14 protein-coding genes are annotated in these 13,873 nt (G+C 64.9%); 7 read left to right on the forward strand and 7 right to left on the reverse strand.

The features are described from left to right. Positions 1-396: 396 nt before the first annotated feature. Positions 397-936: a hypothetical protein gene (locus tag K8R92_06470; protein MCE9619535.1), complete on the forward strand. Its 540-nt coding sequence runs from the start codon at positions 397-399 to the stop codon at positions 934-936. A gap of 122 nt (positions 937-1,058) precedes the next feature. Continuing rightward, positions 1,059-1,781: a hypothetical protein gene (locus K8R92_06475; GenBank protein ID MCE9619536.1), complete on the forward strand. Its 723-nt coding sequence runs from the start codon at positions 1,059-1,061 to the stop codon at positions 1,779-1,781. A 118-nt stretch (positions 1,782-1,899) separates the two neighbouring features. On the opposite strand, the gene scpB is transcribed toward K8R92_06475, so the two are convergent. The 5 genes from scpB to K8R92_06500 all read right to left on the reverse strand — a co-directional run bounded on the left by scpB (position 1,900) and on the right by K8R92_06500 (position 5,659). Next, entirely contained in the window at positions 1,900-2,523 is a 624-nt protein-coding gene (scpB, locus tag K8R92_06480) for an SMC-Scp complex subunit ScpB (GenBank protein MCE9619537.1), read from the reverse strand. Between the two features lie 64 nt (positions 2,524-2,587). Next, complete coding sequence (locus K8R92_06485; protein ID MCE9619538.1) at positions 2,588-3,016, reverse strand: F0F1 ATP synthase subunit epsilon; 429 nt, start codon at positions 3,014-3,016, stop codon at positions 2,588-2,590. 43 nt (positions 3,017-3,059) lie between these two features. Further along, entirely contained in the window at positions 3,060-3,560 is a 501-nt protein-coding gene (locus tag K8R92_06490; protein ID MCE9619539.1) for a hypothetical protein, read from the reverse strand. 6 nt (positions 3,561-3,566) lie between these two features. Next, positions 3,567-4,679: an AAA family ATPase gene (locus K8R92_06495; protein MCE9619540.1), complete on the reverse strand. Its 1,113-nt coding sequence runs from the start codon at positions 4,677-4,679 to the stop codon at positions 3,567-3,569. After that, positions 4,676-5,659: a hypothetical protein gene (locus K8R92_06500; protein ID MCE9619541.1), complete on the reverse strand. Its 984-nt coding sequence runs from the start codon at positions 5,657-5,659 to the stop codon at positions 4,676-4,678. Before K8R92_06500 ends, K8R92_06495 begins: the two co-directional genes overlap by 4 nt. A 225-nt stretch (positions 5,660-5,884) precedes the next feature. Here K8R92_06500 and K8R92_06505 point away from each other — a divergent pair, with 225 nt between their 5' ends. The 5 genes from K8R92_06505 (at position 5,885) to K8R92_06525 (ending at position 13,118) form a co-directional block, all read left to right on the forward strand. After that, positions 5,885-6,181 (forward strand): flagellar biosynthesis anti-sigma factor FlgM, encoded by a 297-nt coding sequence (locus K8R92_06505; GenBank protein ID MCE9619542.1) that lies wholly within the window; start codon positions 5,885-5,887, stop codon positions 6,179-6,181. Positions 6,182-7,501: 1,320 nt separating this feature from the next. Further along, positions 7,502-9,721: an amidohydrolase gene (locus tag K8R92_06510; protein MCE9619543.1), complete on the forward strand. Its 2,220-nt coding sequence runs from the start codon at positions 7,502-7,504 to the stop codon at positions 9,719-9,721. After that, positions 9,718-11,088 carry an amidohydrolase family protein gene (locus tag K8R92_06515; GenBank protein ID MCE9619544.1) on the forward strand — a complete coding sequence of 457 codons (1,371 nt, stop codon included), beginning with the start codon at positions 9,718-9,720 and terminating at the stop codon, positions 11,086-11,088. The genes K8R92_06510 and K8R92_06515 overlap by 4 nt, the downstream gene beginning before the upstream one ends. Before the next feature lie 9 nt (positions 11,089-11,097). Then, entirely contained in the window at positions 11,098-12,495 is a 1,398-nt protein-coding gene (locus tag K8R92_06520) for a DEAD/DEAH box helicase (protein MCE9619545.1), read from the forward strand. Further along, complete coding sequence (locus K8R92_06525; protein MCE9619546.1) at positions 12,495-13,118, forward strand: hypothetical protein; 624 nt, start codon at positions 12,495-12,497, stop codon at positions 13,116-13,118. The genes K8R92_06520 and K8R92_06525 overlap by 1 nt, the downstream gene beginning before the upstream one ends. Here the strand turns inward: K8R92_06525 and K8R92_06530 are convergent. Continuing rightward, positions 13,072-13,320 (reverse strand): hypothetical protein, encoded by a 249-nt coding sequence (locus tag K8R92_06530; protein ID MCE9619547.1) that lies wholly within the window; start codon positions 13,318-13,320, stop codon positions 13,072-13,074. The two genes, K8R92_06525 and K8R92_06530, sit on opposite strands and share 47 nt — an antisense overlap. Further along, positions 13,320-13,772: a hypothetical protein gene (locus K8R92_06535; GenBank protein MCE9619548.1), complete on the reverse strand. Its 453-nt coding sequence runs from the start codon at positions 13,770-13,772 to the stop codon at positions 13,320-13,322. The genes K8R92_06530 and K8R92_06535 overlap by 1 nt, the downstream gene beginning before the upstream one ends. Positions 13,773-13,873 lie beyond the last annotated feature (101 nt).

Here is a 13,873-nt window from a genome sequence, read left to right on the forward strand (position 1 = left end):
CGAAGTCAATCGCAACATTCGTAGGCTTGGTCGAGCCTGATAACTCGGCGATTCTTCCCAATATCCAATCTCCCGCTTGGCAATGCAGGAAAGCAATTCCATGGTGTTTTTGACATGAAATTCGACGATCCCGCTGTTCGGCAGGGTCACGGGCGCTGAAATGTGTTCGCTCAAAGACAGGAACCTTTCCAAAGCGCTGCAACAGGCAAGGGATTGAATCCGTAAGGGCCTTTGAAGAGACACCGGCAAGCGAAAGCGGGCCGGATATGGGGACAGAGGGAAAGTTGCCGTTCACGGCAACACGTTTCGGAAAAATGAAGATTCGAGGAAAGGGAAGTTATGCATTTTCAAAGAGGGAATGGAAAAGGATTAGCGGTTGTGTCATGGCTCGGAACCATGCTTGCCGCGTCCGCGGCCAACGCCGCACTGGTGACCTTCACAACCGTGGTCACCAACAACACCCTGCAGGACAAGCTCTATGACTTCAGCAATTCGCTGGAGTTGACCAGCGCCCTGGGGAACACCGGCGGCTCGGGCTCGATTTCAATCGTGGTCTCGGATCTCCGGGGAGGCGGCGCCTACGTCAAGAGCGTCGGCTCGAGCTCCATCTATTCCAGCTTTGTCCGCACCAACATGGTGGCTCAGCTTGCGACGGCCGTTGCATTCGACGGATCGCCGCTGGTCATTTCCGCGGGGCATCGCAGCCAGGCGTCGTACGCACAATCGTTCACCCAGCCGAGCTTCGGCCTGGTGGGCAATGTCAACGACACCATCGCGATGGAATTGAAGTTTGTTCTTTCCGCCGGCGACCAGGCGGCCATCTCGGGCACGTTCGAGGTGATCTCGTCCGAGCCCATTCCTGCGCCCGGCGCGGCGGCTCTGGTCTGCATGGCGTGCGGAATCGGTCTGCGCGGCCGTCGTCGGGAACATAACTGAAACTTTTGTGAAAATATCCGTGCTCCCGTTTGAACGCGAGCACTTTGAAATGATGAGTGGAATCACGATTTGAAAATTCCCGGCGCAGTGTCGGGAATCCATACCAGGAGAGGGAAGACAAGATGTTTAAGTTCGCAATGATGTCACTGGCTGCCGCGGCTCTCAGCGGAACCGCACTCGCGGTTCCGGTTCTGAAGATCAATTTCGATGTGGACGGCAGTCAATCGCTCGTGACCCAAAACGGAACCGCGACGGGTTTTGGGGACTACAGCTATGTGGGTGCGTTCAGCGACAAGTTCCCCGGGACCACATGGGCCGTGGGATGGGACATCGCCTCCGAGTCCGCCGCGTCGGCCTTCGTGACCAACGGATTCACCATCACCAACTTCTCGAGCTCCACCAAGCGCTTCAACATCTCCTTGGAAGTGCTGGACACCGATCCGGGCGGAGTCAACTGGAGCTTCTACGGAAACATCGGCGGCATTTTGACCAGCGACTCCGGAGCCTCATCGACCATCTCCTCCTACGGAAGCAATCCGCTTTGGCAGGGTCTGCGCGGCGGCACATCGCCGGGCACGAACTCCGAGCTGATGAAGTTCTTCTCGTTCTCGAGCCCGGGTTCCACCTCTTCGATCATCCCCGGCGTCGTGATCACTCCATATCCCGTGGCTGGCCCGCTGGGTCCGAGCCTGGGCTACCAGTTCCAGTTTGACATGACCGGAAAATCCACGGTCGCCTTCACGGGAATCTGGGGCGCCGACTCGATTCCGATTCCAACCCCGGGCTCATTCGCCCTGGTCGGCATCGCCGGAATCGGTCTTCGAAAGCGGCGCCGTTCGCTCTGACCGTTGCAACTATTGCGGGCGCGCCGTGAGACTTTTCCGGCCAACCCGCTCAGGTCACTCCCCCGATTGCGTTACGAGTCCTCTCAAAGGGACTCGTATCGTTTTTAGGGTTGGACTTTCAGACGTTGGGGTTTCGAAGTTCCCGCGCCTGCGGCAGGTCCTCAATGCGTGAAATGCCGAAGACCCGCAGGAACTCCGTCGTGGTTCCGTAGAGCATCGGGCGGCCAAGTTCCTCCGCGCGTCCCGTGATCCGGACCAGGCGCCGCTCCATCAGGCCGCGCAGCACATCACCGCACGCGACGCCGCGCACTGCTTCGAGCTCGGAGCGCAGCACGGGCTGGCGGTAGGCGATGATCGCCAACGTGTCCAGCGCCGCGGGCGAAAGGCGCCCCTGCTGGCGGTCGCCGTGCACACGGGTGAGCAGTGGCGCAAACTTGCCCAAGGTGAGCAACTGCCAGCCGCCGGCCAGGCGCTCGACGCGAAAACTTCGGGCGGAGGCCGCGTACTCGGAATTCAGCTTGTCGATGGCTTGGCGCACCAGCGCAGTGGCGGCCTTGTCCTTTGATCCGGCGGATTCAAGCCCCAGAAATTCGACCAGCTTGGCCTCGCTCACCGGGCGGCTGACGGAAAGCAGCACGGCCTCGACCCGCGACTCAAGCGTCTGATCGGCGCAAGGAACTTCGGCGGGCTCGGGTGCGAACGCGGCGGCTTCGGGTTGCTCAGCGATTTCTTGGATTTCCATGCATCACCTTTGTGCCGCTCTGGGAAGGGAACGGGCGGCAGCCGAATCTACCACTTTGCAGCGGTCAGGAGCGCTGTTCGGCGCGTAGGCGCGAGGCGTTGACCTTGGCCTGGGCGACGCGCTGGGCGCGCTCGACCGTTTCGCGGGCCGCGGGCGAAGTGAATCCCGGTGCGATCGCCTTTTGATTCGCGTCGGCCAGCGCGGCCGCGGCCTGCTTGGCGTCGATGCTGGCGATCTCATGGGTGTTGTCGGTCAGCAGGGTCAGGTTCTCCCCCTGCATCTGGGCGAAGCCCCCATCGGCCAGAAGCTGTCGCTTCGAGCCGTTGCCGGTGGTCACGGTCAGCACGCCGGTTCCCAGCTTCGTGAGGAAGGGGCTCGCCCCGGCAATCACTCCGACCTGTCCATCCCACGCTTCAAACGAGACGTAGGTCGCCTTTTCATCGAGGCTGATGGCGTTGGGGGTCACGACGGTGCAATGGATGCTTGTGGCCATGGGTGGAACTCCGGGGCGGGGATGTTAGCAGGGTTTGGCCGGGCTATTTGGGCATTCCATGCAGCGCCAGGGCGTGATTGCGGTAGCGCGGGTCGTGCGAAACCTCGCGGAGGATTTCCGGCGCAAGCCACTTGGGAAAGACGCAGGGCGCCCCTTCGCTGGGGAGTTCAACCTCGGCCATGACCAGTGGCAGGTCGAGAAACTGGTCAATTTCCCAAATCAGTCCCGCCTCGGCCACGCGAGAGCGAATTTTCCGGATGCGCTTGGAAAGTGTCTCAGGCCAGAGCCGCTCGAATTGGGCCCGGTCCAGGGCGCGCTCGATTTCCTGACGCACCACGCCGCTGCCTTGCTTGACCGTGTGAAAGAATTCGGCGGATCCGTCGGCATGCTCGACCGAGCGAATCCTTCCTTCGCGAAATTCGGCGTCGTCCACCGAGTGCTGGGGCAGATAGCCCTGGTGAATTTTCCAGACCACGGCGCCGTCCGGCAGGCGAGGCATCGCCCGAAGGATCCAGACCCGTTCGATTTCCTGTGCGGAGCCCATGGATGCTCAACGCGACGCGACGGCAACGCCCACCTGGCTCCAGGCCGCCACCAGCGACGCCAGCACCAGCTTCAGATTGACATTGGCCCGCACCGCTTCCTCGAAGTTGTCCAAGGTGAGCATGGCTCGCTGCGTCGCGTCGAGTGCCTCGCGATCGCCGGCGTTTGCCGCGGCGTGCAACTTCTGCCGCAGATGAAGTCCGGCAAGTCGGACCAGCATGCTGACCCCCTGGCGGTTCGCGGCGTCCTTGCTCGCGTTCTCGTTTTCCTTCACCAGAAGCTCCGCGTACTCCTCGGCGCACTTGGCCATTTCTTCTGCCAGGGTTGGCGGAAACTGACCCTGATCCAATTGCTTGAATTGCGGATGCAGCGATTGCCACCATCGATGCAATCCGAACTTCGCACCCAGCAGAGCCAGCCCGGGGCTGCCCGCCGCGAAGGAACGGAGCCAGGCGCGCTCGGCGTCGCCGGCCTTCCAATCCTGCCGCGACTCCCACTGCCGCATCGCCTCATCGGAGAGCGGGCCGAACCCCACCCTATGACAACGGCTGCGAATGGTGGGCAGCAGGCGGTCCTCGCGCGAGGTGACCAGGAAGAGATAGGTCCCCAGCGGCGGCTCCTCGAGCGTCTTGAGCAGGACATTTTGCGCCTCGCTTTCAAGAAGCTCGGCCTCGTCGATCACGAACACCTTGGCCCGGCCGCGGGCCGGCGTGCGCTGCACCGCGGAATCCAACATGCGACCCTCACCATCCACACCGCCGATGAGCGTTTCACGCAGAAGGTCCACCGGAATGTTGAGCTGCTTGCGCTCCCGCAGCTCGCGGCTCTGGCTCACCGCCGCCAGTTCCTTGCGAATCACGATGAAATCCGGGTGGGTTCCCGCGTCGAGCAGCGTCGCGTCCTCCGTGCCCTCGGGCGGCGCGAACGCCGCGATGTCGGCGGGCGCTGTTTCGGGGTCGAGCACCAGGCCCGCAAAAAGGCGGGCGGCCAGCGATTTGCCAACGCCCATCGGGCCGTGCAGGATCCAGGCGTGATGCAGCCGATCTCGGGCGAAGGCCCGCGTCAGGGCGGCGATCGCCCTCGGCTGGCCGATCAGCGGACTCGGACCTCCATGGGTCAACGCGGAATCTCGATCAAGACACAGGGCTTGGGAGTGGGTTTCGCGTTGGGCAGCCCGCGCGGCGGCGGCTCCAGCAGCGGCTCGCCGTTGACCAGCATCACGGGAAACTTCTTCATGATGCGCTCGACATCCGGATGGAAGAGCGTGCTCCGCGCGTCGTAGGCCGTCGAATCGAAGACGCCGATGGTGACGGTGCTCGAGCGGTCGTCGGCGTCGTGCTTCACATAGGACTCGAGCCCCTGCAGGCGCAGCTCCGCGCAGTAGGCCTCGGCCTTCTTCTGGATGTCCGCGAAGGGTATCTCACCGCTCTTGAAATCACTCCAGGTGGCGACCTTGACGGTGAACAGCGGCACCACATTGGGGAAGCGCGCCCGCACCTTGGACAGGTCATATTGCTTTGCCTGCGATTGCGGCGACGTGGTCTGCATGCGGACCAGATAGGCGCGGGCGAAAGGTCGCACTCCGTTCTCCTCGATCTCCTTCACCATCTTGATCGCGGGCTTTGACTCGGAATCATCGAGGCCGGCGAAGCTGCCGTAGACAATGGCGCTTCCCTTGTCGAGCGCGCAGACGCGCGCGGCGGAAAGCTTGGGATAACGAGTGACGATGGCTTCTCGCATGGCGCCGGCCGCGGCGGCGTGTCCCTGTTCGGTGAAGGTCATCAGCAGCACGGACCACTCGGGTTTTTGCTCGTCATTGGCGGCGGCATTCTTCCCATCGGAGGGCGGCGGGACGGGCGTCGCCGGAACTGCGACTGCTCCCTTGCCGGCGGTCTTTTTCTTCGCGTTGCCCCTGGGGGCGGAGGCGTTCCCATCCACTTCGTCGCCCTCGTTCATCAGCTCGTTGTTGGGATCGGGCTTGCCGCTGCTGCCTTTGGGGGCGCCGGTCGGCGGGGCAGGCGGTGTCGTTGGAGGCGCTGACGGAGGAGCGCTCGACGCGGCTAAAACCGGCGCCGAGAGAAGGCACAAAATGACCGCCATTTTGACAGTGAAAACGCACTTTGAAAGGCGTCTCAAGGGCAGTGTTCGCGGCAAGTTAAAGAATTTATTTTGCATCGAAATTCGTTCAAGATTGGAAGCGGAAGTGGTCGATTCTATCCTCACGGGAGCGGATTGCCGCGACCATGTTTACAGACGCAGGAAGCGTTCGCCACACCTGTCTGAATCGGCTCAAAGGATTGACCCGAAGACGACAAGGAGTTTCTCATGCCTGATATTTCCCCGATCAACAGTTTGCAGGGTGGTTCTGTCCCCGCTTCGATCCAGCGGGCGCAGATCGATGCCCCAGCCGCGGCCACGCCCAAGCGGGCCGAGATCCATGATCGCGTGGAAATTTCGGAGCACGCCCGCCATCTCGAAAAGCTTCGCCAGACCCCGGACGTGCGGCAGGCCAAGATCGACGCCGCCCGGACTGAAATCGCCCAGGGCACCTACGAAACGCCGGACCGGCTTCGGGCGGCCCTGCTGCGGTTGCTCGACGAGATCGATCCGAGCCAGGCCTGAAGCCGGTTCAATCCCCTGCCGCCTGACTGGAATTTGAATTTCCAGGGGCTGTTTCATTTAAAAGATGGGGCTCCGCCCTCTACCATCGCGGTTCCTGCAGGAGTTCCCATGAGCCGAGCCACCCACGTCATTGGTTTTGCGTTCCTGATCTGTGCCGCCACCCTCTTCGCGCAAAATCCGCCACCGGTGGCGATGCGTCCCTCGGACGTGAGGCGCGACCTGATCGAGCATGCGACGGTGGTGGTGAAGCCCGGCGAGCGCATCGAGGATGGCGCGGTGCTGGTTGAGGATGGGTGGATCAAAGCGGTCGGCAAGAGCGGCGCCGTGACGGCTCCGGCGGGTACGCATGTCATCGACGCCAAGGGTCTGACCCTCTATCCGGGATTGATCGACGCGGGCTTGATGATCGACAGCGCCGCCGCGGCACGTGAGGCGGCCGCCGACGCCACGGGCTATTGGAACGACAAGGTCACGCCGCAGGTGCGCGTTGCCAACATGGCGACCCTGGCCTCGAGCATTCGCAAGGAACTGCGCGACATGGGATTCACGATCGCGGCGGTCCATCCCAATTCGGGAATCCTGCGCGGCGAGAGCGCGGTGGTGCTGCTGGCCAATGACGACCGCAAGGTCGAGCAGCTCGTGCCCAGCGCGGGCCAGAACATCTCCTTCGCCCATGTCGGCGACGAAGGTCCCGACTCGAGCCGCTATCCCGCCGCGCTGATGGGAACCATGGCGGTGATCCGCCAGTCCTTCTTGGACGCGCAGTGGTTGTCTCGCTCCAACGCGGTCTGGAAATCCCACCCACAGGGCAACGATCCGCCCAAGGCCTCCGCGGCGCTGGCGGCGCTGGAACCGGCGATTCAGGGCAAATCAATGGTGATTTTCGACACCAACAACGAGCAGGATCTGCTTCGCGCCGCCGCTTTGGCGAACGAGTTCGGCCTGAAGGCCCGGATCATCGGATCAGGCAATGAATTCCGCCGGCTCAACGAAGTGGCGGCGACGCACCTTCCCATCGTGGCGACCTTTGAGTTTCCCAAGACCCCGGACGTGAGCGATCCGCGCAAGGACGAGTCGGTTTCGCTGCGCGACCTGGAGACCTGGGCGCTGGCGCCGCGCAATGTGAAGCGGCTGCTGGACGCGGGCGTGGATGTCAGCGTGGGCACCGCGAAGCTGAAGAACCGCGGAGACTTTCCGGCGCGGGCGCGCCGCGCCATGCTCGGCGGACTTTCGGAGGACGAGCTGCTCTCGTGTCTGACCACGCGGCCGGCGCAGCAGCTTGGACTCTCTGCCGTCGCAGGAACGATTGAACCCGGCCGCATGGCGAACCTGGTGCTGCTGGATGGCCCGCTCTTCGGCGAGAAGACGCATGTGATGCGAACCTTCGTGGCCGGAGATTCGACCAACGTGTACGAGCCCGTCATCTTTGGATTCAAGGGTCCCTGCACGCTCAAGTGCGACGCGATCGAGCTGGCGGGAAATTTCGATCCGGAGACCAAGGCCATCAACTTCGAGACTTTGGCGCAGGTGGTTGCTCCGGTCCCGCCCACTGCGCCCCCGGCTGCTCCTGCTGCACCACCTGCCGCCGCGCCTGCAGCGGCACCCGTTCCATCCGCGGCGGATGCGAAACCTGCGGAGGTCAAGCCTGCCGAGGCGGTCGCCGCGGCGCCCGCCAAACCCTTCGAGCCCAAGAAATTCACCGCGGAGCATGTCGACTTTGATCTGGACCGCGTCGGCTTCACGCTGCCGGGCGAGGCCCTGTCAAGCGAGGGCCTGCTCCGCTGCACCGCCGTCCGCATCGGCGATCGCGTTGAAGGCGTGGCCCAGACGCGTGACGGGAAGACTCTTGTTTTCACGCTGACCAAGCGCGATGTTCCCAAACCCGCGGATGCGAAGGTGGCTGATGCAAAACCCGCCGACGCGAAGCCTGCGGATCCCAAGGCGGCCGACGCGAAACCCGGTGATGCCAAACCCGCCGAAGCGGTCGCCGCTGCTCCCGCCAAGAAGACGGAGGATCCGCTGGCGTTCCTGCCCGCCGTCACGCCGCTGGGCGAATATGGCCTTGAAGCGCCGCCAGCATCCCAGGCCGTGCTGGTGAAGAACGCGACCATCTGGACCTGCGGACCGGCCGGCACGCTCAAAAGTGCCGACCTTCTGGTGGTGGATGGAAAGGTGAAGGCGGTCGGAAGCAACGTGGCGAACGTTCCCGCGGGAGCCCTGGTGATCGACGGCACCGGCAAGCATGTCACGCCCGGCCTCATCGACTGCCACAGTCACACCGGCATCGAAGGCGGCGTGAACGAGGGCACCAAGAACGACACTGCGGAGTGCCGCATCAACGACTGCATCGACCCCGATGCCATCGGCTGGTACCGCGAACTGGCGGGCGGGTTGACCGCGGCCAACCAATTGCACGGCAGCGCCAATCCCATCGGCGGCCAGAACAGCGTCGTGAAACTGAAATGGGGCAACAGCGCCAATGACTTCCGCATTCCCGGCGCGATCCCCGGCATCAAGTTCGCCCTGGGCGAGAACGTCACGCGCCCGCGCGGCCGCTACCCCAACACCCGCATGGGCGTGGAGGCGCTGCTGCGCGACAGCTTCCGCGAGGCCCGTGAGTACGCCGCCAAGCAGCGCGACTACGCGGCGCTGACCGAGGATGCGAAGGCCTCAACCATGCCGCCGCGGCGCGACCTGCAGCTGGAGGCCCTGGCGGAGATCCTGGAGGGCAAGCGCCTGGTGCATTGCCACAGCTACCGACAGGACGAGATCCTGATGCTGCTTCGGCTGGCTGAGGAGTTCAACTTCCGCGTGGGCACCTTCCAGCATGTGCTCGAGGGTTACAAGGTCGCCGACCTCATCGCCAAGCACGGCGCGGGGGCGAGCACCTTCAGCGACTGGTGGGCCTACAAGATGGAGGTGATGGACGCGGTGCCTTTCAACGGCTCGCTGATGCATGACGTCGGCGTGGTGGTGAGCTTCAACTCCGACAGCGACGAGATGGCGCGGCGACTGAACATGGAAGCCGCCAAGGCCGTGAAGTATGGCGGGTGCGATCCGGTCGAGGCGCTCAAATTCGTCACCATCAACCCGGCAAAGCAACTCAAGATCGACCAGCACATGGGCAGCCTCGAGGCGGGCAAGGATGGTGACTTTGTCGTCTGGTCGGGCGAGCCGCTGAGCGGATTCACCCTGGCGGAGAGCACCTGGATCGAGGGGGCCTGCTACTTCGACCGCGCCAAGGAGCAGGCGATGCGCGAGCGCGACGCCAAGCTGCGGGCGCGCCTGCTCGAACTGGCTGTCGCCGAAGGCGAGAAGACCGGCAACCTGAAGACGATCGAACCACCGAAGGCGGAGCCGGCCAAGGACGCCAAGCCGGCGCCCACCACTTTGCTAACCCGAATGATGGATCTGCGTCGTGAGGCGCTGGTCGAGCAGGTCCGCCGCGGACGCGACCCCGAATCCATGGGGCCGGGTGATTGCGGATGCGGAGGCTCGAGCGAAGGCTGGCGCATTCTGCTGGAGGAGGGCCGCCAATGAACCATTCCATGAACATCGTGCGATGCTTCGCCGCCACGCTGGGACTCGCTGCGGCGGCCTTCGCCCAAAGCGCCCAGATTCCCGCCGCGCCGCAGGCGAAACCGGTGGCGCTGGTGAACGCGCGCATCTTCACGGCGGAGCCCGGTATGAAAATCATCGAGCGCGGCTACGTGATCTTCGACAAGGGCGTCATCGTGTCGATCGGCCCCGGCGAGACGCCGGACCTTCCCGCGGAGTGCGCCAAATACGATTGCACCGGACTCACCGTGATGCCGGGATTCATCCATGTGGGCAGTGAGCTTGGCCTGGTGGAAGTCCAGCAGGTCAACGCCACCGATGACCGCAATGAGTTCGGCCAGTACCACCCGGAGATCCGCGCCTGCGTGGCGGTGAACCCCGACAGCGACCTCATCCCGGTGGCCCGCTCGGGCGGCGTGCTCAACACCGTGGTCTTTCCGCAGAGCGGAGTGGTTGCCGGCCACGCCAGCGTGATGCGCGTCGACGGCTGGACCAGCGAGGACCAGACCCTGGTGCCTCGCGCCGGGCTGATCGTGCGCTGGCCCATGAGCGAGCCCATCGTTGCGCCGTGGATGGACAAGAGCGTGGATGACCAGAAGAAGGAGGCCGCGAAGAATCTGAAGGAGTTGGACGCCTTCTTCGACAAGGCCAAGACCTGGATGCTGGCCCGCGAGAAGGACCCGAAGACCGAGGGCGACCTTCGCTTCGAGAACATGATCGCCGTGCTCAAGGGCGAGGAGCCCGTGTATTTCGTGGCCAACTCGCCGGGACAGATCGAGGGCGCGCTGCTCTGGGCGAAGAGCCGAAACCTGCGGCCAATCATCTGGGGCGGCGCGGGCGCCGCCAGTTGCATTCCCCTGCTCAAGGATGCCAAGGCCGCCGTGGTCATCGCGGGCACGCACCGCCTTCCCGCGCGGCGGGCGGACTCGGTCGACGCGATCTACGCGCTGCCCAAGAAGCTGGCCGACGCGGGCATTCCCTTCTGCATCGCCACCGGCAGCGATCCGAGCAACGATCGCCATCTGCCCGACCACGCCGCCACCGCCGTCGCCTACGGACTGTCGCGCGACCTGGCCCTGCAAAGCGTGACCAGCGGCGCCGCCCAGATCGCCGGAGTCGGCGACAAGCTGGGCTCGATCGCGCCGGGCAAGCTGGCCACGCTCCAGATCGTCGACGGCGAGCCCCTGGAAATGACCACCGAGCCGGTCCTGATTTTCTCGGAGGGCCGCCGCGTAGATTTCGGCGACCGCCAGAAGCGTCTCGACGTGAAGTACCGCGAGAAATATCGGCGCATGGGTCTGCTGCCCGCCGAGAAGCCGCCGGCGCACCCCGCCCCGGTCCCCCGCTAGCCTGTGGCGGTGCAGGACTTCAAGACACTTGGCGTCGACCCGCTGCTGGCTTCGTTCCTGGCGCGGTTGAAGATCACCGCGCCGACCGAGGTGCAGGCGGGCACCATCGTGGCGGCGATCTCGGGCCGCGACATCGTTGCCGTGGCCCCCACGGGAACTGGCAAGACGCTGGCCTACCTGCTGCCCATCGCCACGCGGCTTCGCGCCGACCGCCCCACCGAAGACAATCGACATTTCACCGATCCGCGGGCGCGGCTGCGGGCCATCGTGCTGGCGCCGACGCGCGAGCTGGCCCAGCAGATCGGCAAGGAGGCAACCCAGTTGCTGGGCGGCACCGTGCTGCGCTGTGCGGTGGTGTGGGGCAAGAGCTCCATCGCGGCGCAGGCGGCGGCGCTGAAGGCCGGCGTGGATGTGCTGGTGGGCACCCCGGGGCGCGTGCGCGAGCTGCTGGAGATCGACGCCTGCTCGCTCGCCTGGATCCAGATGGTCGTGATCGACGAGGCTGACCGCATGCTCGACATGGGCTTCGCGCCGCAGGTCCGCGCGCTGATGGAGCGCGTGCCCGCCCAGCGGCAAACCTATCTTTTCACCGCCACGCTGCGGCCCGCGGTCGAGTCGCTCGCCGGCGAGATCGTGCGCGAGCCCTTCCGCTACGGCGGCAGCTCCACTGCGGCACGCACCGTTCCCACCGCCTACGACTGCCGCGACGCCGCCAAGACGCCGCTGCTGCTGCACCTGCTCAAGGACCCCAAGCGCACCGGCGTGCTGGTCTTCACCCGCACCCGCCGCCGCGCCGGCTGGGTGGCCACGGCTCTGCGGCGCAACGACATTCCCACCGGACTGCTGCACGGCGACCGCTCGCAGAAGCAGCGCGAAGCGGCACTGGATGGACTGCGCACAGGAGAGAACCGGGTTCTTGTTGCCACCGACGTGGCGGCGCGCGGATTGCATGTGCCCGCCATCCGCTGCGTGGTGAATTATGATCTGCCCCCGATGGATGACGATGTGATCCACCGGATCGGCCGCGCCGGCCATGCCAGCGATTTCGCGGAATCCTTCGTCTTCGTCGACACGCAGGACCGGACCCGCTGGGAGCGCGTCGCCCAGGCCCTGGAGATCCCGCCGGACTTGCTCCCCGATCCCGAGGCCGCGCGACTGGCCCCCAGGAAGCGCGGCGCCCATGCCGCCGGCCCGGCCGGAAAGTCCGAGGCGACCGGCGTGAACCGCCCCCTGCGCCGCAGCACCAAGGTGATTCTCGCCCTGCGCGGCCGGTTGAAGGTGGAGAAGACCACCCGGGAAAATGCCGCGGTGCGCAAGGGCCGCCTGCGCGGCAAGCAATCCAACAAGCCGATCAATCCCAAGTCGGCCGTGGGCAAGGGCATCCGGCCCGGACCGGGAGGGCGGTGATGCGCGGATGGATCCCCGATGCCCTGCTGGCCCTGGTGAGCGCGGTCGTGGTGTCGCTGTGCATCGCCGCATGGTGCGTCAATGAGTGGTGCGTCAACATCCTTTTCGGCACCCACCTGGTCGACATCGACACGTGGGTCGTGAATGGCCGCGACCCATGGACCGTCTCTCACCACGAAGGCTTCGGAGTCGACTGGGTCAACTGCTCCAAGATCTACGCGCCACTGCTCTCTCCGGTCGAGGCGGCCGGCGCTCCGCCTTCCTGGGCCGTGAATGCCATGGCACCCATGGATCAGTATGAGCGCGGCACGCGCGTCGCCGCGCTGGGCGCAGGCTGGCCGATGGTCCAGGTAGTGCGCGTGTGGGTGCAGACGCGCAACGACGAGCTCTTTCCGCCCAGCGCGGAGTTCGACGTGAGCGGCGCCTGTCTGGACATGGGCCGGAACCGCCTGTGGGAGGAACCACGGACGTTTTCATTCGTGCCGGTCGCGGTCGTGGTTGATGTGATTCCGTGGTTCGCGATGTTCTTCGTCAGCCTGCGGCTCTACCGAGGCCACGGTCCGCAAAGGCCCGCTCTCAGGACGAAGGCAGCAGCGGGATCACCACCCGCAGCAGCACCATGAGCCCCGCGGCCAGCGCCGCCATCACCAGAATCGAATGCGCCGTCATGGTGACCGCCTCGCGCCAAAAATGCTCGAGCGACTCCAGCCGGACGGCCTTCCAGGTCACGCTGACACCCGCGCAGCATGGGATGAGGAGCAGCCACCACCAGTTGGCCACGGTGGGCAAGGGCTGCAGGAACGGGATGTAGGCGAGCTCGAGCATCAGACGATCCCCTCCCGCTTGCCGCCGCGATGCAGCACGTCCAGCACGGCGACCACGTTCATCATTCCCGCCAGGCCGCAGAGCAGCGTGCCAATTTCGTTCGAGGGTCCGGCCCCTTTGTAGCTGCTCACCATGATCTTGCCGCCCTGGACCGCCAGCGGAAGCAGTTCGCCAACCTCGCCGCTCTTGAGCAGGCTCGAGTTGAGCAGGTCGGTGGCGAAGGCCAGGCCGCCCGCGCCCGCTTGCGCGACGAACCACATGCCATCCTCGCGCCGATCGACGCAGTCCACGCCGCCGACAAGCACACCGAGCAGGAAAAGTCCTCCTACGCCGAGCAAAATCAGCTTTCCCCGCGCCTTTTCACCGGCTTTGTAGTGCCCAAGTCCGGGCAGGATCCATCCCAGGATCGCGGCCGTGATGTTGAAGGGTCGATCCTCGATGTCTTCTGTCATTCCATGCCCGATCGCTGTTGGCCGGCGGCGAAATTGCCCCGACTGGATTGGTACAGTATATCGGTCGACCCGACGCGCGACCGCTCGCTCCTCCCCAACCC

The sequence above is a fragment of the Planctomycetota bacterium genome, from assembly GCA_021414025.1.
Classification (GTDB): Bacteria; Planctomycetota; Phycisphaerae; order Phycisphaerales; family SM1A02; genus SYAC01.

Excerpts from the sequence above, each read along its gene's own strand:
- K8R92_06535 (MCE9619548.1), bottom strand. The coding sequence starts at position 13,772 with ATGACAGAAGACATCGAGGATCGACCCTTCAACATCACGGCCGCGATC.
- K8R92_06490 (MCE9619539.1), bottom strand. The coding sequence starts at position 3,560 with ATGGGCTCCGCACAGGAAATCGAACGGGTCTGGATCCTTCGGGCGATG.
- K8R92_06485 (MCE9619538.1), bottom strand. The coding sequence starts at position 3,016 with ATGGCCACAAGCATCCATTGCACCGTCGTGACCCCCAACGCCATCAGC.
- K8R92_06500 (MCE9619541.1), bottom strand. The coding sequence starts at position 5,659 with ATGGCGGTCATTTTGTGCCTTCTCTCGGCGCCGGTTTTAGCCGCGTCG.
- K8R92_06475 (MCE9619536.1), top strand. The coding sequence starts at position 1,059 with ATGTTTAAGTTCGCAATGATGTCACTGGCTGCCGCGGCTCTCAGCGGA.
- K8R92_06470 (MCE9619535.1), top strand. The coding sequence starts at position 397 with ATGCTTGCCGCGTCCGCGGCCAACGCCGCACTGGTGACCTTCACAACC.
- K8R92_06525 (MCE9619546.1), top strand. The coding sequence starts at position 12,495 with ATGCGCGGATGGATCCCCGATGCCCTGCTGGCCCTGGTGAGCGCGGTC.
- scpB (MCE9619537.1), bottom strand. The coding sequence starts at position 2,523 with ATGGAAATCCAAGAAATCGCTGAGCAACCCGAAGCCGCCGCGTTCGCA.
- K8R92_06510 (MCE9619543.1), top strand. The coding sequence starts at position 7,502 with ATGGCGAACCTGGTGCTGCTGGATGGCCCGCTCTTCGGCGAGAAGACG.
- K8R92_06515 (MCE9619544.1), top strand. The coding sequence starts at position 9,718 with ATGAACCATTCCATGAACATCGTGCGATGCTTCGCCGCCACGCTGGGA.
- K8R92_06505 (MCE9619542.1), top strand. The coding sequence starts at position 5,885 with ATGCCTGATATTTCCCCGATCAACAGTTTGCAGGGTGGTTCTGTCCCC.
- K8R92_06530 (MCE9619547.1), bottom strand. The coding sequence starts at position 13,320 with ATGCTCGAGCTCGCCTACATCCCGTTCCTGCAGCCCTTGCCCACCGTG.